Here is a 25,755-nt window from a genome sequence, read left to right as displayed (position 1 = left end):
ACGCTCAGCGGGCCAGCAGTTGCGCCACGGCCGCCCACTCGCCAGGCTCCACCGGTGTGATGGACAAGCGGCTGCCCTTTTGCAGCACCCGCATGCTGGCCAGCGCCGGGGTGCTGCGCAGCTCGGCCAGGCTGACGAGGCGTGTTTTGCGCAGGGCCTGCACGTCCAGCAGCAGCCAGCGGGGGGCGTCGGCGGGAGACTTAGGGTCGAAATACGGTGAGGTCGGGTCGAACTGCGTCGGGTCGGCCCGGGTGCCGCTGGCCACACGGGCCAGGCCTGCAATGCCGGGCTCGGGGCAACTGGAGTGGTAGAACAGCACGCCGTCGCCCACTTGCATGCCATCGCGCATGAAGTTGCGCGCCTGGTAGTTGCGCACGCCCGTCCAGGGCACGGTGGCGCCAGGGGCGGCCAAGGCGTCGTCAATGGAGCACTCTTCGGGCTCGGACTTCATGAGCCAGTAGCGGGGCGTAGGAGCCTGGGTGGAGGTGGTCATGGGGCTGGCGGGCAGGATTGACAGGGTGTTTGTGCTATTTATTTGATAGCTTTTGGCGCTTATTCCGTAAGCGCCATGTGCCATTTTGACTTGAATTGCCGACGGGAAGTTAGACTGATTCCACACCACAAAGAGTGCAGGGGTTTGGGTCTTGGAACCGGTTCTAAATCAGGCGCCCACACCGTGCACCACAACATTTGCGAGGGGATGGGCATGCATTCACCACGGTGGACATGTGAGAGAGCGGGCATGGTGCCCAGAGCTTTGCCTTGTGCGGCATGGGCCGCCGCAGCCGCCGCTGCAGGCGCCCCAGGCGTGGCCATCCCATGACATCCCCAACCCAACCCCGGGCGCGCAGCGCCCAGCCGTGGCTTGAGCGCAAAGCATGGGCCACCAACCGCATCCGCTCGCACAAGCGGTGGGAAGTCATCATCCTGTGGGGCTTCGCCGTGGCCTGGAGCCTGCTGGCCACGCCCCTGGCCTATGTGCAGATTCCACGGGCTCTGGCACGGGGCGAGACACTGGTGGCCGGGATCATCGGGGTCATGCTGCTGGTGGCCGTGGGCTTGCTTGTGGGGGCGGTGCGCACCACGCGGGACGCACGCCGCTTTGGCGATGTGGCGCTGCAGCTGGACCCTTTCCCTGGCAGCATTGGCGGCCACTTTGGCGCCAGCACGGTGCTGCCTGTTGCCTACCGGCCAGGGCTGCAGTTTGTGGCCACGCTGGCGTGCCTGCACCACAGCACCCGCCGCACCACCGGCGGCGACACTGAGGCCCGCGAGAGCGTGCTGTGGCAGGGCGATGGCATGGCCCAAGTGCAGCCGCAGGGCGATGGCATCCGGCTGAGCTTTCGGCTGGATGTGCCCAAAGGCTTGCCTGAATCCGAGCCCACGGAGGGCGACCACCATGCCTGGTGCCTGACCCTGGAAAGCCGCAGCGACCCACCGCTGGCGTTTGAGCGGCACTTTGATGTGCCCGTCTACGCCACGGGCGAGGCATCGCAACATCTGGTGTTGGACGCAGCCCAGCACCCTGCGGCGGTCCAGTCGCGCAAGGCGCAGCTGGACGAGGTGGCCCACCTGCAGCACACGCCCGGCGGGGTGGAACTGTATTTGCCCTATGGCCGAACCTGGCAGCAACACCTGGCGTGGCTGGTGTTTGGTTTGAGCTTTGGCAGCTTTGGCGTGTTTGCAGGCCGCATGGGGGCCCCGCTGATATTTCCCCTGGTGTTTGGCGGCCTGGGCGGGGGTTTTGCCGCGTGGGCCTTTTTTGCGCTGAGCAACAGCCTGAAGGTGCAGTTCAGCCCCCAGGGCCTGCGCACCGAGCGGCGCTTGCTGGGCTTCATTTTTGCCTGGCACCAGGTGCCCCGCAGCGATTTACGGGGGCTGCAACTGGTGCAGAGCTACACCTCGCAAACCGGCACGCGGCACACGGTGTGGTTTCGGATTCGGGTGGCGCTGAAGAACGGCAAGACCATCACCGTGGCCGACAGCCTGCGGGGCAGGGCGGTGGCCGACCAGATGCTGCAGGCGCTGGCCAAAGCCACCGGGCTGCCCGCACGATCGGTCTGAAAGCAGCCCAGCGTCCATACCACCTCGATGCCTCGTTCATCCACACCGTCCGCCCCTCCGTCCTCCGCCCGCGCAAGCCCATGGCGCCCGGGGCCTGGGGCATCGCCGCTCACGCTCAGCCTGGCGGCATTGTTCATCCTGCCCTTTGTCGTGATCGGGCTGAGCATGCTGCTGTTTGGCACAGGGGCCACCGTGGTGGACTGGGCCCGCGCCCAGTCATGGCGGGCCACACCGGCAGTCGTGGAATCAGCCGCCACCCTGTGGGAGCCTTACCCCAAAGGCCGTGGAGGCTACCGTGTAGAGGTGAGTTACCGCTACGAAGTAGAGGGCAAGGCATACCAGGGGCACCGGGCTTCATTTCACAGTGGTTCGGACACGGTGTTCCAAAAACAGCTGGGCGATGGGCTGGAGGCCGCCCAACGCTCGGGCACCCCGGTGCAGGTGTGGGTCAATCCTGCACAGCCCTCCGAGTCGGTCGCAGACCGCAGTCTGAGCCTTGAATCGCTAGCGCTGAGTGCGGTGATTGGGCTCGGCTTCACGGGCGTGGGATTGGGCTTTTGGTGGGTGCTGCTGCTCAGTTGGAGCAGCCTGCGCCTGGCGCGCAAGGCCGCAGACGCCGACCCTGGGCAGAGCGCAGAACGCCAAGGCCCCGCCAGCCACCGAAAGCCCCTTTGATGAAAAAACGCGCCACTGCTGCCGACAAAAAGCAAACGCTGCTTGGGCTGGTCATGCTGGCCGTGCTGGCTGTGCCGTTTGCCGCCGCAGGCCTGGGCATCCTGCTCTTCATGACCGCGCCCATGGTGTACGACTGGGCGCGCATGCAAACGTGGCACAGCGTACCGGCCCAAGTGGATTCGGCCACGCTCCAAAGCCACAAGCCCAGCAAAGGCGGCACCACCTACCGCGTATCTACCCACTACCGCTATCAGGTGGCCGGGGTGGAATACACCGGAGACCGCGCCTCCATCACCACGCGCGCAGACAACATTGGCAGCTTTCAAGAGCGACTGGGGCACAGATTGCAGAGCGCTGAACGCACGGGCGAGCCGGTGCCAGTGTGGGTCAACCCTGCACAGCCCGCCGAATCGGTCGTGGACCGCAGCCTGCGCCCCGGGCTGCTGGCCTTGCAGTTGGGGCTGGCCCTGGTGTTTGGAGCCTTTGGGGGCAGCATGGTGTTTTGGGTGGCGCGCACGCTGCTGCGCAGGCGGCAGCAATCCGCCCACGCATAAAGCGATGCAATGTGGTGTGGGCGGTGTGGGCGGGGCCGCACCGCAGCCCCCAGGCGCTCAAGCCTTGGCCGACTGGCTGGCCTGGTCCAGTGCAATGCTCTTGTACAGCGCCACCAGCAGGTCAGACTGCGTGACCATGCCCACCACCTTGCGCCGCGCGTCAATCACCGGCACATGGGGCAGGGCGCGCTGCGAGATCTGGCGGATCAGCTCAGACAGCGGTGTTTGTGGTGTGGCGGTAAAAACCTCCGGGCTCATGATCTGGCCCACCACCTCGGGCTTGTCGGCATAAGGCCCCGAGGTGCGCTTGAGCAGCGCCTGCACCAGCGTTGCCAGGTCTTTAGGCGTGGCCTGGGCATCGATCTGGCGCAGAAAGTCTGCCACCGTCACGATGCCGATCAGGCGGTCAAACCGGTCGATCACCGGCAACGACTTGATCTTGTGCTTGCGCAGCAGCTGCCAAGCCACGGCCAGGTCGGTGTCAAAGTGGGCGGTGATGACATCGCGCGACATGATGTCCGCGCAGGTCAGCCCCACATGGCGCCCAAACGCATGGTCAACGGCCAGGTTGTAAATCTCGACCAGCTCATCTTCCTGCACGTCCACAAAGGTGTTGAGCGTTTTGACGGCGCTCTCCAGGTCAGTATGGGTCAGCCCCATGCGCTCTATGGGCGCCCGGTCTTGCGTGCGGTGGCCCAGGCCAGGCGGTGTGCTGCTGTGCGGGTAGCGGCGGCGCAAAACCCATCGGTTGATCAGCAAGGTGGCCACCAGCAAGGCCACAGCGTTGATGCCAATCAGCTCGCCCACGGCCAGCATTTGCGCGGGGGTGTAAGGCCCGTTGAGCACCAGTAACAAGGCCAGCGCGCCCCCCGGCGGGTGCACGCAATTGAGCCGGGCCATGAGCCAGATGCACAGCGCTACCGCCAGGGCCGCGGCCCACGCGGGCTGCGCCACCCAGTGCGAGCAGGCCAGCCCCACCAGCGTGGCCACCAGGTAGCTGCCCAGCAAAGGCCAGGGCTGCGCCACCGGGCTGTGAAACTGCACAAACAAGATCACCACACTGGCCCCCACGGGGGCCAGCAGCCAATGGGCATCCAGCGGCAGGCTGCGCAGCAGCAGCCCACAGGCTGCCAGACACAGCAGTGCCCCCAGGCTGGCTTTCCAGCGTTCGCTGCGCGATAGGGACAGGGTGTTGCTGAGCACCCTGGAGTGAAACCAGGCGCTTATTCTTTTGGGCACGTGAAAGGGTCCGTGGCGTGGGCCGTCTATGACCCGTGTTTGGCCCGTCTAGGGCTGGCAGATTTGCACCAAAACTGTGCAGCCGCACATCCTAGCGATCAGGCCACGGCACCGTGGCTTTGGGGTTACCCGGGTTGCGTCCAAGTCACTATCAAATCAATAGCTGTTAGCGCTTTATTCATAAGCGCCAGAGCCTCAAAACACCCATAAATCACCTCATTTTCAGGGGCTGGCACGCCAAACGAAAAGAAGAAACCTCGCCCCTGCTTGACATTGAAGTCACTTCAAGGTTTCCAATAGACTGCATACAACGCCGTCACACCATGAAGTCCACCGAAGCCCTCCACACCCACGCCACTGCACACAGCTGCTGCGGCGACCACCACTGCACCCCCACCCAGCCAGGCAACGCACCACCGGCTGTGCAAGCCACCCAAGGCACGGTGTTTCGCATCGCCGCCATGGACTGCGCTGCCGAAGAAAGCGAAATCCGGCGCGCGCTGGCCTCCATCCCCGGCATACGCGGCTTGGGGTTTCAGCTGGGTGCGCGCACTTTGACGATTGACGCACCGGCCGATGCCATCCCGGCCGCGGTGGCAGCTATCCGCAAGGCGGGCTTTGACCCGCAGCCCATTGGCACAGACGATGCAGGGGCGCAGCCCCATGGCGCCACCGAAGGCCTGTGGCGCATGGCGCTGGCGCTGGGCTTGGCGATTGCGGCAGAGGCCCTGTCATTCTTCTCCCCCGACACCACCGTGTTCAAAGGCCTGGGCATGGCACTGGCGGCTGGCGCCATCGGGCTGGCGGGTTTCTCCACCTACCGCAAGGGCCTGGCCGCGTTGATGCAGGCGCGCCTGAACATCAACGCCCTGATGACCGTAGCCGTCACCGGCGCCTTCCTCATTGGCCAGTGGCCCGAGGCTGCCATGGTGATGGCCTTGTATGCCATCGCTGAATTGATTGAGGGCCGAGCGGTGGACCGCGCCCGCAACGCCATCAAGAGCCTGCTGGCCCTGACCCCAGACACCGCCGAAGTGCGCCAAAGCGACGGCAGCTGGGCTTTGCAGCCCGCCGCCGACGTGCCCGTGGCAGCCACCGTGCGCGTCAAGCCCGGTGCACGCATCCCGCTCGATGGGGCGGTGACCAGCGGCACCAGCGCCGTCAACCAAGCCCCTGTCACAGGGGAGAGCATTCCGGTGGACAAGGCCCAGGGCGACCTGGTGTTTGCGGGCACCATCAATGAAACCGGCACCCTCGAAATCGCCGTGACGGCGGCTGCCAACAACACCACCCTGGCGCGCATCATCCAGTCGGTGGAGCAGGCCCAAGGCTCACGGGCCCCCACTCAGCAGTTTGTGGACCGGTTCGCTGCGGTGTACACCCCAGCCGTATTTGCCATGGCCTTGCTGGTGGCCGTGCTCACCCCGGTATTGCTGGACTTCACCTGGACGCAGGCGCTGTACAAGGCGCTGGTGCTGCTGGTCATTGCCTGCCCCTGCGCGCTGGTGATTGCAACCCCCGTCACCGTGGTCAGCGGCCTGGCCGCCGCCGCACGCCGGGGCATCCTCATCAAGGGCGGTGTGTACCTGGAAGACGCCTACAAACTCAAAGCCATCGCGCTGGACAAGACCGGCACCATCACCGAAGGCAAGCCCAAGCTCGTCGCCCAAGAGGTGCTGAGCACCCAGCAGCCCGCAGCCGCCGTGCTGGCGTGGGCCGCAGACTTGGCCGGGCATTCCGACCACCCCGTCTCCAAAGCCATCGCCCAGGGCCTGCCCAACGGGCCCGGCGGCGTGAGCCACTTCAAGGCCCTACCGGGTCGAGGGGTGGAGGCACAACTGGCCCAGCTGCAAGGCCAGACGCTGTGGCTTGGCAACCACCGTTTGGTGGAAGAGCGGGGGCTGTGCTCTGCGGCCCTGGAGGAGCTGCTGGCCGCGCACGAGGCCCAGGGCCGCACCGTCACGCTGCTGGCCAATGCACACGAGGTGCTGGCGCTGTTTGCCGTGGCCGACACGATCAAGGACAGCTCCCGTGAGGCCATAGCGCAGTTGCACGCGCTGGGCGTGGCCTCGGTCATGCTGACGGGCGACAACCTGTCCACCGCCCAGGCCATCGCCCGGCAAGCGGGCATCGACATGGCGCAAGGCAACCTGTTACCCGAGGACAAGCTCGCCGCCATCGAGCGCATGCAGGTTGACCTGGGCCCCACCGCCATGGTGGGCGATGGCATCAACGACGCCCCCGCTTTGGCGCGCGCGCACATTGGCATTGCCATGGGTGCCGCTGGCACGGACACGGCCATGGAGGCCGCCGACATCGTCATCATGAACGACGACCTGCGCCGCATCCCCGAGGTCATCCGCCTATCGCGCCGCACGCGCAATGTGCTGTGGCAAAACATCGTGTTTGCGCTCGGCATCAAGGGGGCCTTTTTGGCCATGGCGGTGTTGGGCAATGCCTCGATGTGGATGGCGGTGTTTGCCGACATGGGGGCCAGCCTGCTGGTGGTGGCCAATGGCCTGCGCTTGTTGCGCGGTGTGGCCGCTGAGCGCACTGAACGCGAAGAAAGGGGCTGAGAGCTGGCCTGCATCGCCTCATGGGTGGCCCAGGGGGTTATTGGCCTTGTCGCTTGCACCCTTCCTGCACCGCAAATGCTAGCAAAAGCATAGCTTCTAGCGCTTATTCAGAGAGCGCTAGAGGCAAAAAACACTCAAACTTCAGGCGGCTGCAGCGGCCGGGGCCGCCGCTTGCCGGTGCCACCCCAGCGCAAGGCATCTTCGCCAGGAATGGCCAGCGGGTTGTTGGCTGGCTCGGTCAAAGGGGCCAGCAGGGCGCGCAGGTCTGCCTCGCTGAACTTCACCGCGCCCTCTGCGTCGTGGCCCAGCACGCCTTGGGCCAGCGCGGCTTTGCGGGCCTGCAGCTCCAGCATGCGTTCTTCGATGCTGCCTTCCACCACCAGCTTGTAGACGAACACCGGCTGGTCTTGCCCGATGCGGTGGGCGCGGGCGGTGGCCTGTTCTTCCACAGCAGGGTTCCACCACGGGTCGAGGTGGATCACGGTGTCGGCGGCGGTGAGGTTCAGGCCCACGCCCCCGGCCTTGAGGCTGACCAGCAGGATGGGCGCGCTGGCTTCGTCCTGAGCCTGAAAACTCTTGACCACTGCACCGCGCTGGCCCGGCGGTGTCTGGCCCGTGAGCGTGAGGTAGGGCAGGGCCTGGGTGTCGAGTTGCTCTGCCGCCAGCGTGAGCATTTCAGTGAATTGCGAGAACACCAGCACGCGGCGGCCTTCATCGACCAGGGCGGGTAGCAGGTCAGCCAGCAGTTCGAGCTTGGCGCGCTCGATCGTCTGCGCGGTCCTTTTTGCCGCCGGGCCGCCCCAAGGCAAAAAAGCGTCCCCCTCGGGGGGCAGCGACCCGCGCAGCGGCGGAGCGTGGGGGCCTTGTTTTATGCCCTTGACCAATCGTGGATCGCAGCAGACTTGGCGCAGCTTGAGCAACGCGTCCAGGATGGCGATTTGCGAGCCTTCAAAGCCCTGGCGCTCCAGTGCGCGGCGCACCTGCTTGTCGGCGGTGGTGCGCACGGCCTCGTACAGCTCGCGCTGCTTACCTTGCAACTGCACGCGCAGGATCGTCTCGGTGCGCGGCGGCAGTTCGGTGGCCACGTCCTGCTTGCGGCGGCGCAGGATGAACGGGCGCACGCGCTGTGACAGCAGCTGGGCGCGCAGGGTTTCGCCGTTTTCCTCAATGGGCTTGCGCCAGCGGGCGTTGAAGCTACGCACATCGCCCAGAAAGCCGGGCATCAAAAAGTCAAACTGCGCCCACAGCTCGCCCAGGTGGTTTTCGAGCGGCGTGCCCGTCAGGCACAGCAGGTGCGGGGCCTGCAGCTTGCGCAAGGCGCGGGCGCTGCGGCTGCCTGCGTTTTTCACCATCTGGGCTTCGTCCAGGATTAGTAGATGAAACGGCTGCGCAGCCAGTGCCTCCACATCGCGCCACAGCAGGGGGTAGGTGGTCAGCACGAGGTCATGCTCGCCCACCTGCAGGTAGCGCTCGCCCCGGCGGGCCCCGTGCAGCACCAGCACGCGCAGGCCGGGGGCCATGCGGGCGGCTTCGGCCTGCCAGTTGAACAGCAGCGAGGTCGGCACCACCACCAGCGCGGGCCGGGCCAGGCGAGCGGCTTCCTTTTCAGCCAGCACATGGGCCAGGGCCTGGGCGGTTTTGCCCAGGCCCATGTCGTCGGCCAGGATGCCGCCCAGGCCTTGTTCGCGCAGGTATTGCAGCCAGGCCAGGCCCTCCAATTGGTACGGGCGCAGTTGCACTTGCAGCCCCTGCGGTGCGGCCACAGGCCGGGGCGTGCCGATGCGGCGCAGGCGCTGGGCCAGGTGGGCCAGGCCTGCATCGCCCTGCAGTTGCCAGTCGTTGCTCCAGCCGTTCACGGTGCCTACGCGGTGGGCCTGCACCAGCCCGGCACGCAGGGCCTCGATGCGACGGGCCTCCCAGGCGCCCAGGTGCAGCGGGTCGCCGTCCTTGCGCTGGTTGCGGGTGGGGTCTGTAAGCAGGTCGACCATGGCGCCCACAATGGCCTTGAGTGGCCCGGCCGGTGCCTCAATGCGTTTGCCGCCCGGGGCGCGCAGTTTGATGATGGCCAGGTCGTCAATGGCGGCCATTTGCTGGGCGTTGAGCCAGCGCGCATCGCGGCGCAGCAGGTCGGCCAGCAGCGGGGCGAGGTCCAGGGTTTGGCCGTCAATCTCAATGCCCAGCGTCAGCAGCCAGGCACCTTCGCGCTCGGGCAGCATGAGCTTTTGCACGGGGCGTTCGCGCAAACCCAACTGGCCGTCCACTTCCTTGCCCAGCAGCTCGCCCGTGTCGGGTGCGATGTGCAGCTTCCAGCGCAGCACGGGCACGCTTTCGTGCGCAAAGCCGGGCCGCACCACCACGCTCCACCCCTCAGCGCGCAGCTGGGGAATCTGCTCGGCCCAGAAGTCGCCAAAGTGCGCTTCTTGCGGCAGCGTCCACACGGGGCCCAAGGTGCTGGCGGCTGCGCGGTGGCGCCACTGCAGTTTGTGGACATCCACGGGGGTCAGGCCCAGGTCCCACACGCGGTCCATGGCGTCGGATTCAGCCGCCAGGTTGCGCTGCATGCGCACCACAGGGCCGCCGGTGTCAAACAGGTCCTGCACGGGGGCAGGGCGGGCGTTCAGGATCGAGGTAGGCGCAGGCGCCTGCCAGGTGGCGCCGCCGTCAGTGCGGTAGGTCCAGTCGATCTGTACCAGTGTCACGCTGTCGCCGCGCGGGCCCAGCTTGCCCTGCGGTTGCAGGCCCAGCAGGCCATCGCCCCGGCCCAACGTCATCAGGGTGATGCGGGGGGTGAAATGGCCTGGGGCAATGCCCGTGTCGGCGTTTTTGGGCTTGGCCGCAGCTGGGGCGCTGGGCCGTGGCCCGGGCTGCGCCGCGTGGGCATCGCCACGCAGCAGGGCCATCACGAGGGCGGCCTCGGCGTCGCTCAGCGGCGCCAGGGCTTGCAGCTGGGCGCTGCTGGCCTGGTTGCGCAGGGCGTGTACCCACGCCTGCACAAGGGCAGCGCGGTCAGACCTGGGTGGAATGGGCTCTGCAGAGTGGGCGCCGGGGGCAGACATAGGCTGCTGATTGTGCCGTGCTGGCCAGAGGCCTAGCACCGGCGCCCAGAACCAGACTCAAAACTCCCAGGCCATGCCCAACTGGCTGAAGGTGCGGCCATTGCCCCGGCCCACTGCGGCAGAGACCTTGAGCCCATCGGCCACTTCATAGCGCAGGCCCACGGCCTTGTCGGGGCGGCTGTGCCGCTCGCCAAACACCTCAGAGGTGAACTGCAGCCGCTGCGCCAAGGGCAGCTCGTACCCCACAGCCCAGGTGGCCGCATTGTTGCGCGCGCCATCCACCTTGGTGGATTTGCGCCCCGCGTTGAGGTGCAGCACCTGCTCGTTCGCAAAGCGGTAGGTCGCCAAACCGGTGAGCGCGTATTCGCGGTGGGTCAAACGCACGGGGGTGGCTGGATCGCGCACACGGGTGTGCCCCACATCCAGCCGCGCCCCCAGGGACCAACCCGTTTCGTTTTGCCACGGCACCCATTTCAGCCCCAGCCCACGCCCTTTCAGCGTGGTCGATGGTGCGGTGCTGCGGTCTGTGGCCCGTGCCAGCGAGACTTCCATCTCCAGGTTGGGCAAAACCCCTGCGCCCCACAGCAACTCGCCCCCCGGGTTTTGCCATCGCGGCCGATGACAGTCTCCAGCTTCATCGTGCCTTGGCCCAGGGTGCCGGCATCGTCGGTGTGCATCGGTGCCTCGGCATGTGCGGCCAGGGCGCTTGCCAGGCCCAAGAGCGCTGCGCACAAGCGCACCGTGCCTACGGGGTGAGGGGTTTGAAGTTGGGTTCTCATCGGGGGTCTCTCTCTCGGGGTCATTTTTATGGGGTGGCTCTTTGGCCTTGCGGGGCCAAAGGGCCCTGCACCGGATCTGGCCAGCAAAGCTCAATACAAAAGCCTTGGGCACAGTCGGGTAGGGAAGTATGCCCGCCATGTGCGCGGACCACCAGATCGGTCAAAACCAAGCCCAGCCCACGCATGGCACTGCCCTCTGCGTAAGCTTGCTGCCGCAGCGCCTGCTGCAGATCCGACTTGGTTTGCGGGGGGCAGCCGTCGCCGTCATCCTGCAGGCGCAAAACCGTCTCTGCGCCCCGGCTCCATGCCGTGACTGAAACGGTGCGGGCGTGGAAACGCTGGGCGTTGTCCAGCAGGTTCAACAAAGCGGCCGCAAGCAGATCGGGATCGGCAAAGAGAGGCCCTTGCGCTTGGATCTCGATGTTCAAGTCGTGGAACGAGAGCGATCGGATAAATGGTTCCAGCTCAATCGGTTGGCGCTTGGGCTCGATGCCGCTGCGAAACATCATCAGCAACGCCTGCATCACGCGCCCCAGGCGCCCAGCGGCCTCGCGGGCTCGCACCAGCCGGGGGCGAATGGCTTCGGGTGCCTCCTTGATGGCCAGGGCCAGTTGCACATCAATACCTGCCACAGGCGTGCGCAAGGCATGTGCAGCATGGGCGGTGAAGGCACGCTCGCTCACAACACGCCGGGCCAGCCGCTGCCCCAGCTCAGTCACCGAAGCTTCGATAGGCACCAGCTCCGCCCTGGGCTCAGCCCGGGGTGTCGTCTCGGGGCGCAGGGGGTCGTAGCGTTGCACGTCTTGGCTCAAGGCCCCCAGCGGGCTGAGTTCCTGGCGGATGCGCCAGCTCATCCACAACGCAGAGAGCAGCCCCAACGAAAGGGCTGCGCCCAGCGTGTAGAGCACCACCTCGCTGCGTGCCTCATCGCGCTCATTGCGGCTTTGTGCCACCACCAAATAGTGCGTTGCCTGTGGGCTCAAGGGCAAGGCAAAGGCGCGCCACTGACCATCGGCAGTCCAGAGGGCTTTGGTGTCGGCCTTCGCCAGCAAAGGCTGTGCAGGTGCCTTGTGGGAGCGCTGCCGCACCTCGAACGTCACTGCGTCGATCACTTGCCAGACCAAGTGCTCCTCGTACCCAAAGTGCGGGCCTGCAGTGGCGTTCAATGGGCCACCTGCCGATTCGGCGGGCTGGGCTGCCAACACCCCATGAAAAATCTCGGCAGTCTCGCGCAGCTCCTGGTCCATCAGCTCACCCATCTCATGGGCCATCACCAGCCAGACGACCAGTGTGGTCAGCAAACCAAAAGCAATGGCGGTCCACAGGAGCGATTGCGTCAATCGGCCACGAATGGACGGAGGATGGGCCGCGCGCAGGCCATCAGCCAATGGCATGGGGTGCCTCTATCCGGTAACCCAAGCCACGCACTGTCTGAATCAGACCTTTGCCCAGTTTGCTGCGCAGGTGAAAAACGTGTACCTGTAGGGCGTTGCTGCTGAGTTCACTGTCCAGCCCTAGCACCAGCGCCTCCAGGTCGGCGGCTGAAACGGTGCGCCCTGCGCGCAGCACCAAGGCCTCCAGCACCGCCCATTCGCGGGCCGTCAGCTCCACCCGCTGGCCGTGCAGGCGCACGGTCTTGTCGGCCAAAGCCACGTCCACGGCTCCAAACGTCTTGCAAGGGGTGCCACCCGCCATGCGCCGGAACAGGGCGCGCAGGCGGGCGCACAGTTCTTCAGGGGCAAAGGGCTTGACCAGGAAATCATCTGCCCCGCTGTCCAGGCCGTGAATGCGGTCGCTGAGCAAATCCCGCGCGGTAAGCACCAGCGCCGGGGTCTTGGCCCCTTTGGAGCGCAGGCCCCGCAGCCAGTCCAGGGCGGATCCGTCGGGCAAATTCCAGTCGAGCAGCCACGCGTCGTAAGGATCGGAGGCCAACACCCGGGTTTGTGCCAGCGTGGAGCACCAGTCCACCAGGTAACCGTCCTGCTCAAGATAGTCCCGCAGGCCTTCGCCCAACGTCAGGTCGTCTTCCAACAACAGCAGTCGCACCTGGGGCCTTCGTCTCAATAACGCTGCTTCACACCCGTGACCATCGCACGCACCAGGCGCACGCGCTCAAGCCACCCCATGGCAATGGCCGCCACCGCGTGCAATCCTGCAGCCCAAAGCAGCGCTTGCGCCAAGCTCTCGTGCAGTTCCATCAGCCATTCTTCGCCAAACAATGCGTCAGTGGTTTGCAGCCAGCCCGTGGCGCCCAGGGCCAGCACAAGCGCCATCAACGCCAGCATCATCAGAGCGCCCAGTGGGTTATGCCCCTCATAGTGCAAGTGCTGACCCTGGCGCAGGGCCTGCACGTGGCGGAGCAGTCGGCCAGGGGTGGGGAAGAAGTCGCTGAACCGCGCGTGCCTGCTGCCCACGAAGCCCCACACCACGCGCGCCAACACCAGCGCACTGGCGGTGTAGCCCACCCACTCGTGCGCAGTTTTGCCGTCTTCCAGCACAAACTGGTTCAAGACCACGCAGGTGACCAGGCTCCAGTGAAAAATGCGAACGAACGGGTCCCACACTTTGGTGGCTGAGGGGGCTTGATCAGAAGGGCTAGGTTTCATGGGCAACTCGCTTGGCAATGGCCTGGGTCGGTCTGCGCGACGTTGCTTTACTTGCGTTCGAGTTCAGCGCCAGTGGCGGGGTCGAAATAGATTTCCACCTTTTTGCCAGCTTTGTCCAAGCCGTAGATTTCGTAGCACTTGCCCTTGCTGACCTTGAAGGTGCGGATCTGGTAGCCCTGCTTTTCCAGCCCGGCCTTGAAGTCGGCCTCTTTCATCCATTTGTCTTGCGGAACATTGCAGGTGGGGCCAGCAAATGCAGCAGCAGAACCAAGGGCCAAAACGAGTGCGGTGATGTGCAGTTTCATGGGTAACTTTCAAAGAAGATGAACCGAGAAGGCGCAGGCTGTCTGCCCACGAACTGCATTGGAAGCGGTCAAGATTAAGAGGGGATGAAGGGCGAGGGCCCTTTGAAAAGAGGAGGGGTGCCTGGCGACAGCGCCGCCTGCCAAGGCTTAGAACAGGTTCTTAGTGGCCCAGCGCCAGCGCAAACAACTCGTTGCGAAAATGGATGCCCAGGCGGCCAAAAGCGCGGTTTCGGTAGGTTTTGACGGTGGGCAGGCTCAGGCCCAAGTCGCAGGCAATACCCTCTTGCGTCATCCCCTGCAGCAGGCGGGTGCACACGTCGAGCTCGCGCTCGGTCAGGCCCGCATGGGCACGCAGCAGGCGCTCGCGCAGCGCAGGCAATTGCTGGGGCAAGCCCTGGAGTGGGTTGGGGGTGTTTGGCAAGGCCACAGGCTGGTGCTGGGCCAGGGCAATGTGCTTGCGCGCCAGGGCCAGCAGTACGGGGGCCATGGTTTCAAAGTCGCTGATCTGCCGGTCCAGAAACGGCCGTTGGTGCTGGTGGCGGTAAAAGTTGACGGCAAACACGGCGCCATCGTTTTCGTGCTCGACAATGGAGACCCGCTCGGCCATGCCGTGGGCCTCATACACGCGCGCCTGGTGTTCGCCGCCCACTTCGCTGGCGGTGAGGTGGCACAAGCGGGTGCTGGGAGCGGCTGCGACCGATTCCCCCCAAGTGCGGTCGCTGCGATAAGGGCCTGAGAGGTAGGCCCACCAGCAATCTCGCGTGGTGTCTGGAATGCCGTGGCTGGCGGACATGAACAGCGTGGGCTGGCAATGGCGCCCTGTGCGGTACACCGACCACGACGCGGCGGGCAGCACAGGGGCCAGCTCTTGCAGCAAGCCGCTGGCAAAGCCGGCATCGCCCAGCCGCTGGACCATGCCGCCCAGGGCCGCGACCGTGCCGTGAGTGGGCGGCGCAATGCCATCGCCCAAGGTGCTTGCTGGGAGCCAGTGCCTCATGGGTGGTATGCAGCGCAACGGCAGGTGAAAGTCATCGTGTCATCTTCAGGGATGACGCGAATCAAGCGCCACAGGGCTTACGCTAGGTTGCGTTGCACCTTGCCAAAACCCCAAAGCCCACTATGACCGAACCTGTCCCATTGCCTGAACCCCGTTTGCGCTTTTTTGCCGACCTGCGTGTGCAGGTGGGCGCCCCCCAAGAGGTGGGCCGCACCGTGCATGGCCTGCGCCGCCTGATCCCCATCACCGGCGGCCACGCCACGGGCGATGGCTGGCAAGCGCGGGTGCTGGCGGGAGGGGCGGATTTTCAGCTCATCGTGAGCGACACCCTGGCCGAGCTGGATGCCCGCTACACGCTGGAGACCGATGCCGGTGACCTCGTCTATGTGCAAAACCGCGCCTTGCGCGCGGGCCCGGCGGAGCTGATGGCACAGCTGGCCCGCGGCGAGCTGGTGGACCCGGCGCTCATCTACTTTCGCTGTAGCCCCCAGTTTGAAACCGCGTCCCCCACCTTGCGCTGGATTGCCGAGCGCCTGTTCACCGGCAGCGGCGCCCGTTACCCGGATGCAGTGGCCATGCGCTTTTGGGAGGTGATGTAGACACGTCAGCACATGCCAGAACGATCAGCTTCTCGGCCCGCCATGGGCCCATCACACCAATCACACCCAGCACTCGAAAAACACCAGGAGACCTTTGCCATGACACACCAACCCCACCCCGCCCCAACCAACCGCCGCAGCGCCCTCCGGCTTGCCAGCATGGCTGCGGTGCTGGCCACCGGCCTCGCGCCCTTCACTGGGGCCTGGGCGCAAACGGCGCCGTACCCCAACAAGCCCGTGCGCATCATCGTGGGCTTTGCCGCAGGCACGGGGCCAGACATCGTGGCCCGGCTGCTGGCGCAAAAGCTTTCGGAAGGCTGGGGCAACCTGGGCGTCATCGTGGACAACAAGCCTGGCGCTGGCGGCTTGATTGCCGCGAGCGAGGCCGCACGCGCAACCCCCGATGGCTACACGCTGATGCTGGGCGAAACGGGCCAGCTTAGCATTGCCCCCAGCAGCTACAACAAGCTGCCCTACGACCCGCAAAAGGACTTTGCCGCAGTCAGCCAGGTTGTCACTGCAGACTTTGCCTTGCTGGTCAACCCGCAAAAGGTGCCCGCGCGCAACGTCAAAGATTTTGTGGCCTGGACACAGCAGCAAAAGGGGCTGTTCCTGGCCACATTTGGTGCAGGCACCCCGGGCCACTTTGGCGCCTTCATGTTTGGCGAGGCCGTCAAGCTCAAGCCCGAGCCCGTGCACTACAAAAGCACGGCCGACGCGCTGGGGGGCTTGTTTGGTGGCGATGTCCAGGGCGTCTTTGCCAGCGTGGGCCTGGCGGCCCCCAATGTGAAAGCGGGCAAGCTGATTGCCCTGGGCACCACGGGTGGCACCCGGTCCAACGCGTTGCCCGATGTACCCACCATGAAAGAGCAGGGGTACAGCGGCCTGGAATTCAATTCGTGGTTTGGCATCGTGGCGCCCAGCAAGACGCCGCCCGACATCCTGGTGCGCCTGCAGGCCGACGTGATCAAGGCCGTGCAATCGGCCGATGGCAAGGCCAAGCTGGAAGACGCTGGCTTTCGCGCGACCGGCACCACCCGCGAGGAGTTTGCCCGCGTGATTGCGGCCGACGCCGTGACCTGGGGCAAGGCCGTAGCCGCCACCGGGTTCAAGGCCGACTGATCCTGCGCTGCGTTTCAGAGCACACAAAAACACAAGGAGACATGCCATGCCCCAAACACGCCCAACACACCACGGCCGGGCCCTTCAAACCCCACCCGGCAAAACGGGCCCCGCACTGCGCACCAGCCGCTGGCCCACAGCACTGCTGGCACCGCTGACGCTGGCGTTGAGTGCCTGCGGCGGCGGCAGCGCCGTGCTGGTCACCGAAACCACCAATCCAGCGGCCGCCTGCGCCGACCTGGTCGCCAAGGCCCAGCTCAGCGGCACCACGCTGGCCACCAGTTATGTAGCTGCGGACACCCGCCGCCCTGGCGGCGCCGCTTCGGGCAGCTTTCTGCCTGGGCACTGCGTGGTCACCGGCAGCATCAACCCCCGTGTGGGCGTGGATGGCAAAAACTACGCCATCGGCTTTCAGCTGAGCCTGCCGGACCAATGGAATGGGCGGTTTCTGTTCATCGGTGGTGGGGGCAACGACGGCATCTTGCGCGACACGTCGCTCAGCTCCAGCATCTCGGGCGGCACCGCATCCCCCTGGGGCAAGGGTTTGCCGTGGTGTCCACCGATGCGGGGCACAGCGGCACCAGCGCCAGCTTTGGTGCCGACCCGCAGGCGCGCATTGACCACGCCTACAACTCGTACGACAAAACGGCGGTGGCCTCTAAGTCGCTCATCAGCACCCGTTATGGCCGCAAGCCAGACCGCTCGTACTTTTCGGGCTGCTCAGGCGGTGGACGCCAGGGCATGATGTTCTCGCAGCGGTTTCCAGATTACTTTGACGGCATCACCGCAGGGGCGCCCGCCATGCGCGTGTCCAGCGGCGCCACGGTGGCCGCCATGTGGAACACCATCCAGTTCAACGCCATCGCGCCACAAGACGCCAGCGGCAAGCGCATCCTGTCGCAGGCCTTCAGCAATGGCGATCTCAAGCTGGTAGCCAATGCCGTCAATGCCACGTGCGACGCTGCCGACGGGGTGGTCGATGGCCTGGCGCAAAACTTCCAGGCCTGCAAGGCGTTCGACCCCGCCGTGCTGCAATGCAGCGGCAGCAAGACGGACAGTTGCCTGTCATCAGCGCAAGTGGGCGCACTCAAAAATGTGTTTGCCGGCCCACGCAATTCAGCAGGCAAGGGGCTTTACACAGGCCAGCCCTGGGACGCAGGCTTGGCCGCCTCTGGCTGGCGCAGCTGGACGCTGGGCAACTCCACCACAGCCACGCCCGACGCCCGCTACATCACCCTCATGGTGGACGCACTGACCAACGAATTCTTCACGCCCCCCGATGTGGCGTTCGACCCGCTCAAGTTCAACTTTGACACGGACCCCACCCGCATGGAGGCTTACTCAGCCATCTACGACACGTACCGTGATGACAAGCTGGCCGCTTTCCAGCAGCGCGGGGCAAGATGCTGTTCATCCACGGCATGTCAGACCCGATCTTCTCGGCGTTTGACACCATTGACTACTACGAGCGCCTGGCAGCCAACAACGGCGGCATGGCCGCCACCCAGAACTTTGCAAGGACCTTTTTGGTACCCGGCATGAACCACTGCTCTGGCGGGCCAGCCACTGACAACTTCGACTCCATCCAGACCATGGTGGATTGGGTGGAAAAAGGCATTGCACCGCAGAGCATCACCGCCAAGGCCCTGGCCAGCAGCGCTGATTTTCCGAACCGCACGCGGCCCCTGTGCCCCTACCCACAGTTTGCCAAATACAAGGGCACAGGCAGCGTAGAGGATGCCAGCGGCTTTGTCTGCACAGCACCCTAGCGCGTAAAGGCGGCAGGCATGGGCGGACAAGGGCAGGGCGCCCAGTCTGCCCCTCTGCCTACCTCTTGCACGGCCACACTGGCCTTGCAGCGGGGCTGGCTTAGCCTTTGCTTTTGACCAGGCTGTAAATCACCAACAGCACCACCGCGCCGATCACCGAGGCGAACCAGCCCGCGGCAGCGCCTTGTGCATACCACCCCATGGCCACGCCCACATAGGTGGCCAAAAACGATCCCGCCACCCCCAGCAGCGCCGTCATGATCCAGCCGAGCTTGTCATCGCCCGGTTTGACGGCCCGCGCAATCAGACCCACCACCAGACCCACAAGCAGGGTTCCCAACAAAGACAGCATGGAGATTTCTTTCAAAAAATAAAGTCTGGAATGTAAGGCCCGGGAAGGGCCCGGGTTGTCAGACAACTGCGCTATCCATGCCTCCATGCCATGCGGCCGGGTAGGCCTTGTCTGGCACGCGCTACAGCCACACGCTGGCAGGCCCAGGCTGCACCACGCAGGATGATGGCAGCCATGGCGTGCAGGCCGCACGCGTCTGATGAAAAGGAGTTGGAATGAAGCATCGAGATTTTTCCCTGGGCCGCTCTGGCCTCGCTTGCGCGGCAGCCTCCTTGGCCCTGTGTCTACCGATGGGCACCCTGCATGCACAGACAGCGGAAGACGCCTCTCTGGCGCGGGGCGCCCAGGAAGACACCACGCCACAACAGCGCTACCAAACCGCCATACGGGAAGCGGGTGGTGGGCTCAAGATCAGCTTGGAGGAGTGCAAGGCAGCAGCGATGACAGAGCGCACGGCTTGCAACGCACAGGCCCGCGCCCGTTACACGGAAGACATGGCCGCAGCCAAAGCACTATTGAAAAACCCCGAAGCACGCCCCGTGAATGTGACCGGAGGCCCCATCCGTTCCACCATCACGAGCGTGGACATCAAGCCCTGAGAGCGAACACGCTAAATGGGGCTGCGAAGGCGGCAAGCCTGCGCTGGCTTACTTGCCGTCGTCGGCCTGCACAGCAAACTGGTTGGCGGCCGATGGCGTGACGCGGCGGGCGCCATCGAAGCGGCGCTGCCAGTAGGTCTGGCGCATGTCTTCCACACGCACTTCCGAGCCGCTGCGGGGTGAATGGATGAACTTGCCGTCACCCACGTAGATGCCTACGTGGCTGAAGGTGCGGCGCATGGTGTTGAAGAACACCAGATCGCCTGGCTGCAGCTCTTTCTTGTCGATGACTTCGGTAGAAGCCGCCTGCTGGTCTGCACGGCGCGGCAAGATCAGGCCCACGGTTTGCTGGTACATGGCCCGCACAAAACCACTGCAGTCAAACCCGGTTTCGGCACTGTTGCCACCCCGTTTGTAGGGTACGCCCAGGAAACCCATGGCGTTCACCACCAGGTCCGAGGCACGGTCTGCCACGGTGTGCGCCTTGTCTGCCATGCTCAGGCGCACATGTTCCAGTTGGGTGAAAAAGCCTTTATCGGTCAAAAGGCGGTCGATTTCGTCGGAGTTTGCGTCAACCGGGGCCGCATGGGCCGCAGAGGCAAAAACGATGAGAAGTGAGCAAAGCCATTTGGACATGGGGGCGGAGGGTAACACGGTTAGGTGAAAAAACCGCCCGTAAAAACCGTGATTCATGACCTGAGTCAGGCGTTACCCCCTGGGGCAGCTGTCGCTCAGGTGACATTTTTTTGCAATCTGGCGCCTGCATCGCATTGATATCCAGCAGGTCGCGCCCCAAAGACGCCTTGGCCAAAACCACCGCTGCCAGCAGCCCAAGCACCCGGCACGGCTCAGCTGCTGCGACAATGCCGCCTGTTTCAATGAATCAACGCCACCGGGGCGATACAACCATGCTGCTCGACGCTGAAGAATCCCAATTGGTGCTGGTGGACTACCAGGAACGCCTGATGCCCGCCATCTTTGAAGGCCCCTCAGTGTTGGCCAATGCCCGCCTGCTGGCCCAAGTGGCGCAAATCATGGAGGTGCCGGTGTGGGGCACCGAGCAAAACCCCTCGCGCCTGGGCCCCAACGATGCGCAGTTGCGAGCCCTGTGCGCCCGCACCTTGGCCAAAATGCATTTCAGCGCGGCAGAAGAAGGCCTGGGCGAATGGCTGCGCCCCCCGCCAAGCCGCAGCAAGGCGGCAATGCCCGCAGCCTGCCCAAACACCTGCAAAAGCCTGCCCAACAAGCACCAGAGCGCGGCACCATCGTGATCGCGGGCTGCGAAGCCCATGTCTGCCTGCTGCAAACGGCTTTGGACCTGATTGAAGACGAATTCGAGGTGTGGGTGGTGACCGATGCCTGCGGCTCGCGCACCGAACGCAACCGCGATGCCGCATTCGACCGCCTGGCGGGCGCCGGGGCAGAGCTGGTGACCACCGAAATGGTGGCATTTGAGTGGCTGCGCACCTGCGAGCACCCGGACTTCAAGGATGTGCTGGGCCTGGTGAAGTGAGCTGAGCCCAAGCCACTGCACCAGTGGTTTTGAGCCAAATCGGCATATAGCGCCCGCCCTATAAGCGCTAGCAGCTACTAAAAACAGAGCAAAAAGGGCGCCTATCCCAGGCGCCCTTTTTTGTTTCAGCGCAAGCCAGCGCCTGCAGCACCCTCGGCGCGCTGGATCAACTCAATTTTGTAGCCATCAGGGTCCGTCACAAACGCGATCACGGTGGTGCCGCCTTTGACCGGGCCCGCTTCGCGCGTCACGTTTCCGCCAGAGGCCCGGATCTTTTCACACGCGGCATACGCGTCTGGCACACCCAGTGCGATGTGGCCATAAGCTGTGCCCATCTCATAGCTTTCCACGCCCCAGTTGTAGGTCAGCTCGATCTCGGCCTGTGCGGGGTTGCCGCCCTCAAAGCCCAAAAAGGCCAGCGAGTATTTGTACTCGGGGTTTTCGGACTGGCGCAGCAGTTGCATGCCCAGCACCTGGGTGTAGAAGTCAATCGAGCGTTGAAGGTTGCCAACGCGCAGCATCGTGTGAAGGAATTTCATCCCTTCGATTGTGCAGGCAAGTCAAAAACCAAGCAGGTGGTGGTGGCGTGAGCGTAGAGCGTGCCATCTGGCCCCACCAGGCGCGCCTCGGCCGTGGCCAGTTGGCGCCCGCAGTGGATCACGCGGCCTTCGGCACGCACGCGCTGCACCTTGGGCGTGATGGCTTTGACCAGGTTGATGCCCAGCTCGGCCGTGGTGTAACCGCGCCCTGGCTCCATGCGGGTGTGGATGGCACAGCCGAGAGCAGAGTCGAGCAGGGTGGCAAACCAGCCGCCGTGCACCGTGCCCATGGGGTTGAGGTGCTCCAGGCGCGGTGTGCCCTGAAAGATGGCCGTGCCTTCACCCACTTCCACAATCAAAAAGTCCAGCGTCTTGGCGATGGCAGCATAAGGCAACTCGCCCCGCAGCATGGCCTGCATTTGCTCCAGGCCGTTCAGGTGGGCGATCTGGTCGCGCCGGGCCACCCCGGGGCCGGGGCCTGCGTCCAGCGTGGCGAGGATGTCGCGTTCTTGCGCAAGCCAGTGTTCAAGGTGGTTGTGCTGGGTCATGGGGTTTCCTGGTGGGTGGTGTGGTGGAAATCAAAGTATTGCATATGCAATTATTGCAGATACAATTAAATCCATGCAAGCCGACACCACCCTCCGCGAACCTGTTGCTTCCCCCGCTTTGGCGGGGGGGCCGCAGGGGTGTACCAACTTCAAGCTGCGCCAACTGATGCGCCGCGTCGCCAACCATTACGACATCGAAATGGCGAAGTGCGATCTCAAGACCACGCAGTATTCGCTGCTGTCGCATGTGCTCAAGCTGGGCCCCATTCGCCCCAGCGATCTGGCTGTGGCCATGAAGATGGATGCCTCCACGCTGACGCGCAACCTGCGCCCCCTGGTGGACGCGGGGTGGGTGACGCTGGAGGCCGGTGCCGATGCCCGCAGCCGCCTGGTACACATCACAGACGCCGGCCGCGACAAACGTGCGCAAGCACAGCGCCATTGGAAAGCCGCGCAACTGGCGTTGAACAGCGCCCTGGGTGCGGAGCGCGTGATGGCGTTGCATGCGCTGGTCGATGATTCACTCGCGCTGCTGGCGGCGCTGCCTGCCCAGGAGGCTGGTCATGACGAATAAAACGCACAACGCTGCCGCCCAGGCCGGCCCCCAAGCCAGCGCCACCGCGCCGCTGGCACTGTGGCTTGTGCTGCTGGCTGCGGCAGGCACCTTCGCACTGACCATGGGCACGCGGCAGACCATGGGGCTGTTCCTTTCGGCGCTGAACACCTCCACCGCACTGGGCATTGGCAGCATCAGCCTGGCGTTTGCATTCGGCCAGCTCTGGTGGGGCCTGACGCAGCCTTTTGCGGGAGCAGTGGCCGACCGCATTGGCACCGGCCGGGTCATTCTGCTGGGTGTGGCGCTGGTGGCACTGGGCACGTTCATCACCCCCTACATGACCAGCACCTGGGGCCTGATTTTTGCGATCGGCGTGCTCGCAGCGGGTGGGGCAGGGATGGCCGGCCCCTCCGTGCTGATGGCGGCCACGGCACGGCTGGTGCCCGCGCACCAACGGGGCCTTGCCAGCGGTATCGTCAACGCGGGCGGCTCGTTTGGCCAGTTCGTCATGGCGCCCATCGCCATCAGCCTGACGGCGGCCGTGGGCTGGGCCAGCGCCATGCAGTGGCTGGGGGTGATGGTGCTGCTGGCATTGCCCGCGGTGTGGGCGCTCAAGGGGAATTCCAATGCGCTCGCAGCGCAGGCCGCAGCGGCATCCGGCCAAAAGGCACTGACGGCCCGCGAGGCCGTGGCCCAGGCGCTGGCCACCCCCAGTTACCGCTATCTGGCGGTGGGTTTCTTGGTGTGTGGTTTTCATGTGGCCTTCCTGGCCACCCACTTGCCCGGCGTGATTGCCGCCTGCGGGCTGCCCCCTGAAGTGGGCGGCTGGGCCCTGGCGGTGATTGGTCTGTTCAACATCATTGGCAGCCTGGGCATGGGCTGGGCGGTAGGGCGCTGGCGCATGAAGTCGCTGCTCTCGCTGCTGTATGCGACGCGTGGCGTGGCGGTGCTGGTCTTCCTTTTTGCGCCCAAAACACCGGCGGTGGTGATGATTTTTGCCGCCGTGATGGGGGTGACCTTTCTCTCTACAGTCCCGCCCACGGTGGGGCTGGTGGCCAAGATGTTTGGCACGGCCAATATGGCCATGCTGTTTGGCATCGTGATGCTGTCGCACCAGATCGGTGGTTTTCTGGGTGCCTACCTGGGCGGCAGTGTGTTCCAGGCCACGGGCAGCTATGACTGGGTCTGGTACATCGACATCGCGCTGGCTGCCGGGGCTGCCCTGGTGAACCTGCCCATCCGAGAAGCACTGCTGGCGCGCAGCACGGCGCCTGCCGCCGCCTGACCCGACACACTTCATTTTCTCCACCGCCGAAAGCAACCTGCCATGACTTCCCACCTGGCGGCAGCCGCCGCATCGCCTGAAATGTCACAACCGCTGTACCTGGACGATCTTGCCGTTGGCAACCAGTTCACCAGCGGCGAACACGCCATGGACGAGGGCCAGATCAAGGCGTTCGCCGCGCAGTTTGATCCGCAACCCTTTCACCTCGACGAAGCGGCGGGCCGCGCCACACTGTTTGGCGGGCTGGCCGCTAGCGGCTGGCACACCGCCGCCGTGACCATGCGCCTGCAAGTGACGAGCGGCCTGCCCATTGCGGGCGGCATCATCGGAGCAGGGGGCGAGCTGAGCTGGCCCCGCCCCACGCGCGCCACAGATGTGCTGCATGTGGTGAGCGAGGTTGTGCAAATCCAACCCTCTAAATCCAAACCCGACCGCGGCATGGTCACCGTGCGCAGCGAAACCCGCAACCAGCATGGCGATGTGCTGCAGCTGTCCACCGTGCGCATCGTGGTGCCGCGCAAGCCCGCAGCCGATGGCGCGGGGGCCCCATGACCGAGGCCCTGAACCCGCGCACCCGCATGCTGCTGGAGGCGCCCATCGCGCCCACGCTGCTGCGGCTGGCGGCTCCCAATGTGCTGGTGATGCTGGCGCAAGCTGGCGTCGGGCTCATCGAGACCTACTTCGTGGGCCAGCTGGGCACGGACGCCTTGGCGGGTATGGCGCTGGTGTTTCCGGTGGTCATGCTGATGCAGATGACGTCCGCAGGCGCCATGGGCGGCGGCATCGCATCGGCGATTGCGCGCGCGCTGGGCGCCCGCCGGCGCCAGGATGCCGATGCGCTGGTGCTGCACGCACTGGTGATAGCGGCGGTGTTTGCGCTCGTTTTCACCGTAGGCGTGGTCGGAGGAGGGCGCTGGCTCTACGCCCGCATGGGCGGCACAGGTGGGGCGCTGGAGGCCGCACTGGTGTATTCCAACTGGGTGTTCGCGGGCGCAGTGCTGGTCTGGCTGTTCAACACCCTATCGGCCGTGATCCGCGGCACGGGCAACATGGCCGTGCCTGCGTATGTGACGGTGCTGGGCGCCTTTGTCCTGGTGCCGCTGTCGCCCTTGCTCATCTTTGGCTGGGGGCCGCTGCCGGGCATGGGCATTGCGGGCGGTGCGCTGGCACTGATGGCGTACTACGCGGTGGGCAGTGTGGTGCTGGCAGCCTACCTCTGGTCGCCGCGCAGCCTACTTCGGCCATCACTGGCCCACATCCGCTTTCGCTGGGCGCTGTTCAAGGACATCCTGCGCGTGGGTCTGGTGGGCACCGCCTCCACCGTGGCGACCAACCTGGCGATTGGCGTGACAACGGCGCTGGTGGGCGGTTTTGGCACGGCAGCCATCGCAGGCTATGGCACGGCGTCGCGGCTGGAATACCTGCTGGTACCCCTGGTGTTTGGCCTGGGTGCCCCGCTGGTGGCCATGGTGGGCACGTGCATCGGAGCCGGCCAGCGCGAGCGCGCCCTGCGCGCCACCTGGATCGGTGCTGCGATGGCCTTTGCCATGGCCGAGGCCATCGGATTGTGGGCAGCCACGTATCCAGCCACCTGGCTGCGGCTGTTCAACAGCGACCCGGCCATGCTCGAATCCGGCGCGCTCTATCTGCGCACGGTGGGCCCGGTGTATGGCTTTTTCGGGCTGGGCCTGGTGCTGTACTTTGCCTCGCAAGGGGCAGGGCGCCTGATGTGGCCTGTGATCGGCAACATCGCGCGCCTCGCCGTGGCCGTGGCCGGTGGTGGGCTGGCCTTGCGCTGGGGCGGCGGCTTGCAGGCCGTTTTCGCTGCGCAGGGCGTGGCGTTGGTGCTCTACGGGCTGGTCAACGCCTGGGCGATTGCGGGTGGCGCCTGGTTTGGCCGGGTGGGGTGGCCACGCAGCATGTCAGGGCTGCTGCGGCATGTGGCGCAAGCATGATATTGAAAGAAATTGGGCGCTAGCGCTTTATCAATAAGCGCTAGCAGCTATCAATACCATAGTAACT

The 25,755-nt window shown here is 65.1% G+C and carries 24 protein-coding genes and 3 pseudogenes; 14 read left to right on the top strand and 13 right to left on the bottom strand.

The window, feature by feature from the left end; translation table 11 throughout:
* Positions 1-4: 4 nt before the first annotated feature.
* A complete protein-coding gene (locus tag EAG14_RS10560) occupies positions 5-493 on the bottom strand; it encodes an EVE domain-containing protein (protein ID WP_121728825.1) in 489 nt (162 codons plus the stop codon).
* Positions 494-819: 326 nt separating this feature from the next.
* Here EAG14_RS10560 and EAG14_RS10555 point away from each other — a divergent pair, with 326 nt between their 5' ends.
* Genes EAG14_RS10555 through EAG14_RS10545 form a run of 3 tightly spaced genes read left to right on the top strand, consistent with a single transcriptional unit; the run spans position 820 to position 3,293 of the window.
* Positions 820-2,064, top strand: a complete 1,245-nt coding sequence (locus tag EAG14_RS10555; protein ID WP_121728824.1) for a hypothetical protein — start codon at positions 820-822, stop codon at positions 2,062-2,064.
* A 27-nt stretch (positions 2,065-2,091) separates the two neighbouring features.
* Positions 2,092-2,739 (top strand): DUF3592 domain-containing protein, encoded by a 648-nt coding sequence (locus EAG14_RS10550; protein WP_121728823.1) that lies wholly within the window; start codon positions 2,092-2,094, stop codon positions 2,737-2,739.
* Entirely contained in the window at positions 2,739-3,293 is a 555-nt protein-coding gene (locus EAG14_RS10545; protein WP_121728822.1) for a DUF3592 domain-containing protein, read from the top strand. The genes EAG14_RS10550 and EAG14_RS10545 overlap by 1 nt, the downstream gene beginning before the upstream one ends.
* Positions 3,294-3,350: 57 nt before the next feature.
* Here EAG14_RS10545 and EAG14_RS10540 read toward each other — a convergent pair whose 3' ends face one another.
* Positions 3,351-4,532 (bottom strand): HPP family protein, encoded by a 1,182-nt coding sequence (locus EAG14_RS10540; RefSeq protein WP_121728821.1) that lies wholly within the window; start codon positions 4,530-4,532, stop codon positions 3,351-3,353.
* Positions 4,533-4,855: 323 nt separating this feature from the next.
* Between EAG14_RS10540 and EAG14_RS10535 the strand changes: the two genes are divergently transcribed.
* Positions 4,856-7,108, top strand: coding sequence for a cation-translocating P-type ATPase (locus EAG14_RS10535; RefSeq protein WP_121728820.1), 2,253 nt, complete (start codon positions 4,856-4,858; stop codon positions 7,106-7,108).
* Between the two features lie 134 nt (positions 7,109-7,242).
* Here the strand turns inward: EAG14_RS10535 and EAG14_RS10530 are convergent, their stop codons facing one another.
* The 7 genes from EAG14_RS10530 to EAG14_RS10500 all read right to left on the bottom strand — a co-directional run bounded on the left by EAG14_RS10530 (position 7,243) and on the right by EAG14_RS10500 (position 14,851).
* Complete coding sequence (locus EAG14_RS10530; protein WP_121728819.1) at positions 7,243-10,164, bottom strand: DEAD/DEAH box helicase; 2,922 nt, start codon at positions 10,162-10,164, stop codon at positions 7,243-7,245.
* 57 nt (positions 10,165-10,221) lie between these two features.
* Positions 10,222-10,716, bottom strand: coding sequence for a hypothetical protein (locus EAG14_RS10525; protein WP_121728818.1), 495 nt, complete (start codon positions 10,714-10,716; stop codon positions 10,222-10,224).
* Between the two features lie 253 nt (positions 10,717-10,969).
* The gene (locus EAG14_RS10520; RefSeq protein ID WP_121728817.1) at positions 10,970-12,337 is read right to left on the bottom strand and encodes a HAMP domain-containing sensor histidine kinase; all 1,368 of its coding nucleotides are present in this window, start codon (positions 12,335-12,337) and stop codon (positions 10,970-10,972) included.
* Positions 12,324-12,989 carry a response regulator transcription factor gene (locus EAG14_RS10515; protein WP_121728816.1) on the bottom strand — a complete coding sequence of 222 codons (666 nt, stop codon included), beginning with the start codon at positions 12,987-12,989 and terminating at the stop codon, positions 12,324-12,326. The genes EAG14_RS10520 and EAG14_RS10515 overlap by 14 nt, the downstream gene beginning before the upstream one ends.
* A 14-nt stretch (positions 12,990-13,003) precedes the next feature.
* Positions 13,004-13,549 carry a cytochrome b/b6 domain-containing protein gene (locus EAG14_RS10510; RefSeq protein ID WP_121728815.1) on the bottom strand — a complete coding sequence of 182 codons (546 nt, stop codon included), beginning with the start codon at positions 13,547-13,549 and terminating at the stop codon, positions 13,004-13,006.
* Between the two features lie 47 nt (positions 13,550-13,596).
* Positions 13,597-13,854: a PepSY domain-containing protein gene (locus EAG14_RS10505; protein ID WP_099741155.1), complete on the bottom strand. Its 258-nt coding sequence runs from the start codon at positions 13,852-13,854 to the stop codon at positions 13,597-13,599.
* A gap of 160 nt (positions 13,855-14,014) precedes the next feature.
* The gene (locus EAG14_RS10500) at positions 14,015-14,851 is read right to left on the bottom strand and encodes a LuxR C-terminal-related transcriptional regulator (RefSeq protein ID WP_205603511.1); all 837 of its coding nucleotides are present in this window, start codon (positions 14,849-14,851) and stop codon (positions 14,015-14,017) included.
* 122 nt (positions 14,852-14,973) lie between these two features.
* On the opposite strand from EAG14_RS10500, the gene EAG14_RS10495 reads away from it, so the two are divergent.
* From EAG14_RS10495 to EAG14_RS23320, 4 genes and pseudogenes are all read left to right on the top strand, one after another.
* Positions 14,974-15,450, top strand: a complete 477-nt coding sequence (locus EAG14_RS10495; protein ID WP_121728814.1) for a DUF3237 domain-containing protein — start codon at positions 14,974-14,976, stop codon at positions 15,448-15,450.
* 99 nt (positions 15,451-15,549) lie between these two features.
* Positions 15,550-16,572, top strand: coding sequence for a tripartite tricarboxylate transporter substrate binding protein (locus EAG14_RS10490; protein ID WP_121730413.1), 1,023 nt, complete (start codon positions 15,550-15,552; stop codon positions 16,570-16,572).
* A gap of 46 nt (positions 16,573-16,618) precedes the next feature.
* A pseudogene (locus EAG14_RS23325) lies at positions 16,619-17,008 on the top strand (tannase/feruloyl esterase family alpha/beta hydrolase); the annotation flags it as partial.
* Positions 17,005-18,341 (top strand): annotated as a pseudogene (locus EAG14_RS23320) (tannase/feruloyl esterase family alpha/beta hydrolase). The pseudogenes EAG14_RS23325 and EAG14_RS23320, both read left to right, overlap by 4 nt.
* Positions 18,342-18,441: 100 nt before the next feature.
* Here the strand turns inward: EAG14_RS23320 and EAG14_RS10480 are convergent.
* Positions 18,442-18,693 carry a GlsB/YeaQ/YmgE family stress response membrane protein gene (locus tag EAG14_RS10480; RefSeq protein WP_099658630.1) on the bottom strand — a complete coding sequence of 84 codons (252 nt, stop codon included), beginning with the start codon at positions 18,691-18,693 and terminating at the stop codon, positions 18,442-18,444.
* 290 nt (positions 18,694-18,983) lie between these two features.
* Between EAG14_RS10480 and EAG14_RS10475 the strand changes: the two genes are divergently transcribed.
* A complete protein-coding gene (locus EAG14_RS10475) occupies positions 18,984-19,292 on the top strand; it encodes a hypothetical protein (RefSeq protein WP_205603510.1) in 309 nt (102 codons plus the stop codon).
* 48 nt (positions 19,293-19,340) lie between these two features.
* Here the strand turns inward: EAG14_RS10475 and EAG14_RS10470 are convergent, their stop codons facing one another.
* Positions 19,341-19,928: a C40 family peptidase gene (locus EAG14_RS10470; protein ID WP_121728813.1), complete on the bottom strand. Its 588-nt coding sequence runs from the start codon at positions 19,926-19,928 to the stop codon at positions 19,341-19,343.
* Between the two features lie 272 nt (positions 19,929-20,200).
* On the opposite strand from EAG14_RS10470, the pseudogene EAG14_RS10465 reads away from it, so the two are divergent.
* Positions 20,201-20,805, top strand: a pseudogene (locus EAG14_RS10465) (isochorismatase family protein).
* A 125-nt stretch (positions 20,806-20,930) separates the two neighbouring features.
* On the opposite strand, the gene gloA reads toward EAG14_RS10465, so the two are convergent.
* Positions 20,931-21,344, bottom strand: a complete 414-nt coding sequence (gene gloA / locus EAG14_RS10460; protein WP_099655450.1) for a lactoylglutathione lyase — start codon at positions 21,342-21,344, stop codon at positions 20,931-20,933.
* Complete coding sequence (locus EAG14_RS10455) at positions 21,341-21,892, bottom strand: PaaI family thioesterase (RefSeq protein WP_121728812.1); 552 nt, start codon at positions 21,890-21,892, stop codon at positions 21,341-21,343. The genes gloA and EAG14_RS10455 overlap by 4 nt, the downstream gene beginning before the upstream one ends.
* A gap of 73 nt (positions 21,893-21,965) precedes the next feature.
* Between EAG14_RS10455 and EAG14_RS10450 the strand changes: the two genes are divergently transcribed.
* From EAG14_RS10450 to EAG14_RS10435, 4 genes are read left to right on the top strand one after another with little or no spacing between them, the layout of a single operon-like run.
* The gene (locus EAG14_RS10450; RefSeq protein WP_099655452.1) at positions 21,966-22,466 is read left to right on the top strand and encodes a MarR family winged helix-turn-helix transcriptional regulator; all 501 of its coding nucleotides are present in this window, start codon (positions 21,966-21,968) and stop codon (positions 22,464-22,466) included.
* Positions 22,456-23,733, top strand: coding sequence for an MFS transporter (locus EAG14_RS10445; RefSeq protein ID WP_240457000.1), 1,278 nt, complete (start codon positions 22,456-22,458; stop codon positions 23,731-23,733). Before EAG14_RS10450 ends, EAG14_RS10445 begins: the two co-directional genes overlap by 11 nt.
* Before the next feature lie 42 nt (positions 23,734-23,775).
* A complete protein-coding gene (locus tag EAG14_RS10440) occupies positions 23,776-24,285 on the top strand; it encodes a MaoC family dehydratase (protein ID WP_121728811.1) in 510 nt (169 codons plus the stop codon).
* Positions 24,282-25,688, top strand: coding sequence for an MATE family efflux transporter (locus EAG14_RS10435; protein WP_121728810.1), 1,407 nt, complete (start codon positions 24,282-24,284; stop codon positions 25,686-25,688). The genes EAG14_RS10440 and EAG14_RS10435 overlap by 4 nt, the downstream gene beginning before the upstream one ends.
* Positions 25,689-25,755 lie beyond the last annotated feature (67 nt).

Source organism: Acidovorax sp. 1608163 (assembly GCF_003669015.1).
In the GTDB taxonomy this organism is placed as follows: Bacteria; Pseudomonadota; Gammaproteobacteria; order Burkholderiales; family Burkholderiaceae_C; genus Acidovorax.
Note: the sequence above shows the minus strand (reverse complement) of the source record. Positions and strands in the feature narration are given on the sequence as shown.

Coding starts and splice junctions, on each gene's coding strand:
- EAG14_RS10530 (WP_121728819.1), bottom strand. CDS start 10,164: ATGTCTGCCCCCGGCGCCCACTCTGCAGAGCCCATTCCACCCAGGTCT.
- EAG14_RS10505 (WP_099741155.1), bottom strand. CDS start 13,854: ATGAAACTGCACATCACCGCACTCGTTTTGGCCCTTGGTTCTGCTGCT.
- EAG14_RS10560 (WP_121728825.1), bottom strand. CDS start 493: ATGACCACCTCCACCCAGGCTCCTACGCCCCGCTACTGGCTCATGAAG.
- gloA (WP_099655450.1), bottom strand. CDS start 21,344: ATGAAATTCCTTCACACGATGCTGCGCGTTGGCAACCTTCAACGCTCG.
- EAG14_RS10480 (WP_099658630.1), bottom strand. CDS start 18,693: ATGCTGTCTTTGTTGGGAACCCTGCTTGTGGGTCTGGTGGTGGGTCTG.
- EAG14_RS10455 (WP_121728812.1), bottom strand. CDS start 21,892: ATGACCCAGCACAACCACCTTGAACACTGGCTTGCGCAAGAACGCGAC.
- EAG14_RS10435 (WP_121728810.1), top strand. CDS start 24,282: ATGACCGAGGCCCTGAACCCGCGCACCCGCATGCTGCTGGAGGCGCCC.
- EAG14_RS10490 (WP_121730413.1), top strand. CDS start 15,550: ATGACACACCAACCCCACCCCGCCCCAACCAACCGCCGCAGCGCCCTC.
- EAG14_RS10550 (WP_121728823.1), top strand. CDS start 2,092: ATGCCTCGTTCATCCACACCGTCCGCCCCTCCGTCCTCCGCCCGCGCA.
- EAG14_RS10440 (WP_121728811.1), top strand. CDS start 23,776: ATGACTTCCCACCTGGCGGCAGCCGCCGCATCGCCTGAAATGTCACAA.
- EAG14_RS10500 (WP_205603511.1), bottom strand. CDS start 14,851: ATGAGGCACTGGCTCCCAGCAAGCACCTTGGGCGATGGCATTGCGCCG.
- EAG14_RS10470 (WP_121728813.1), bottom strand. CDS start 19,928: ATGTCCAAATGGCTTTGCTCACTTCTCATCGTTTTTGCCTCTGCGGCC.
- EAG14_RS10525 (WP_121728818.1), bottom strand. CDS start 10,716: ATGGAAGTCTCGCTGGCACGGGCCACAGACCGCAGCACCGCACCATCG.
- EAG14_RS10445 (WP_240457000.1), top strand. CDS start 22,456: ATGACGAATAAAACGCACAACGCTGCCGCCCAGGCCGGCCCCCAAGCC.
- EAG14_RS10450 (WP_099655452.1), top strand. CDS start 21,966: ATGCAAGCCGACACCACCCTCCGCGAACCTGTTGCTTCCCCCGCTTTG.
- EAG14_RS10520 (WP_121728817.1), bottom strand. CDS start 12,337: ATGCCATTGGCTGATGGCCTGCGCGCGGCCCATCCTCCGTCCATTCGT.
- EAG14_RS10535 (WP_121728820.1), top strand. CDS start 4,856: ATGAAGTCCACCGAAGCCCTCCACACCCACGCCACTGCACACAGCTGC.
- EAG14_RS10545 (WP_121728822.1), top strand. CDS start 2,739: ATGAAAAAACGCGCCACTGCTGCCGACAAAAAGCAAACGCTGCTTGGG.
- EAG14_RS10475 (WP_205603510.1), top strand. CDS start 18,984: ATGGGCACCCTGCATGCACAGACAGCGGAAGACGCCTCTCTGGCGCGG.
- EAG14_RS10495 (WP_121728814.1), top strand. CDS start 14,974: ATGACCGAACCTGTCCCATTGCCTGAACCCCGTTTGCGCTTTTTTGCC.
- EAG14_RS10555 (WP_121728824.1), top strand. CDS start 820: ATGACATCCCCAACCCAACCCCGGGCGCGCAGCGCCCAGCCGTGGCTT.
- EAG14_RS10510 (WP_121728815.1), bottom strand. CDS start 13,549: ATGAAACCTAGCCCTTCTGATCAAGCCCCCTCAGCCACCAAAGTGTGG.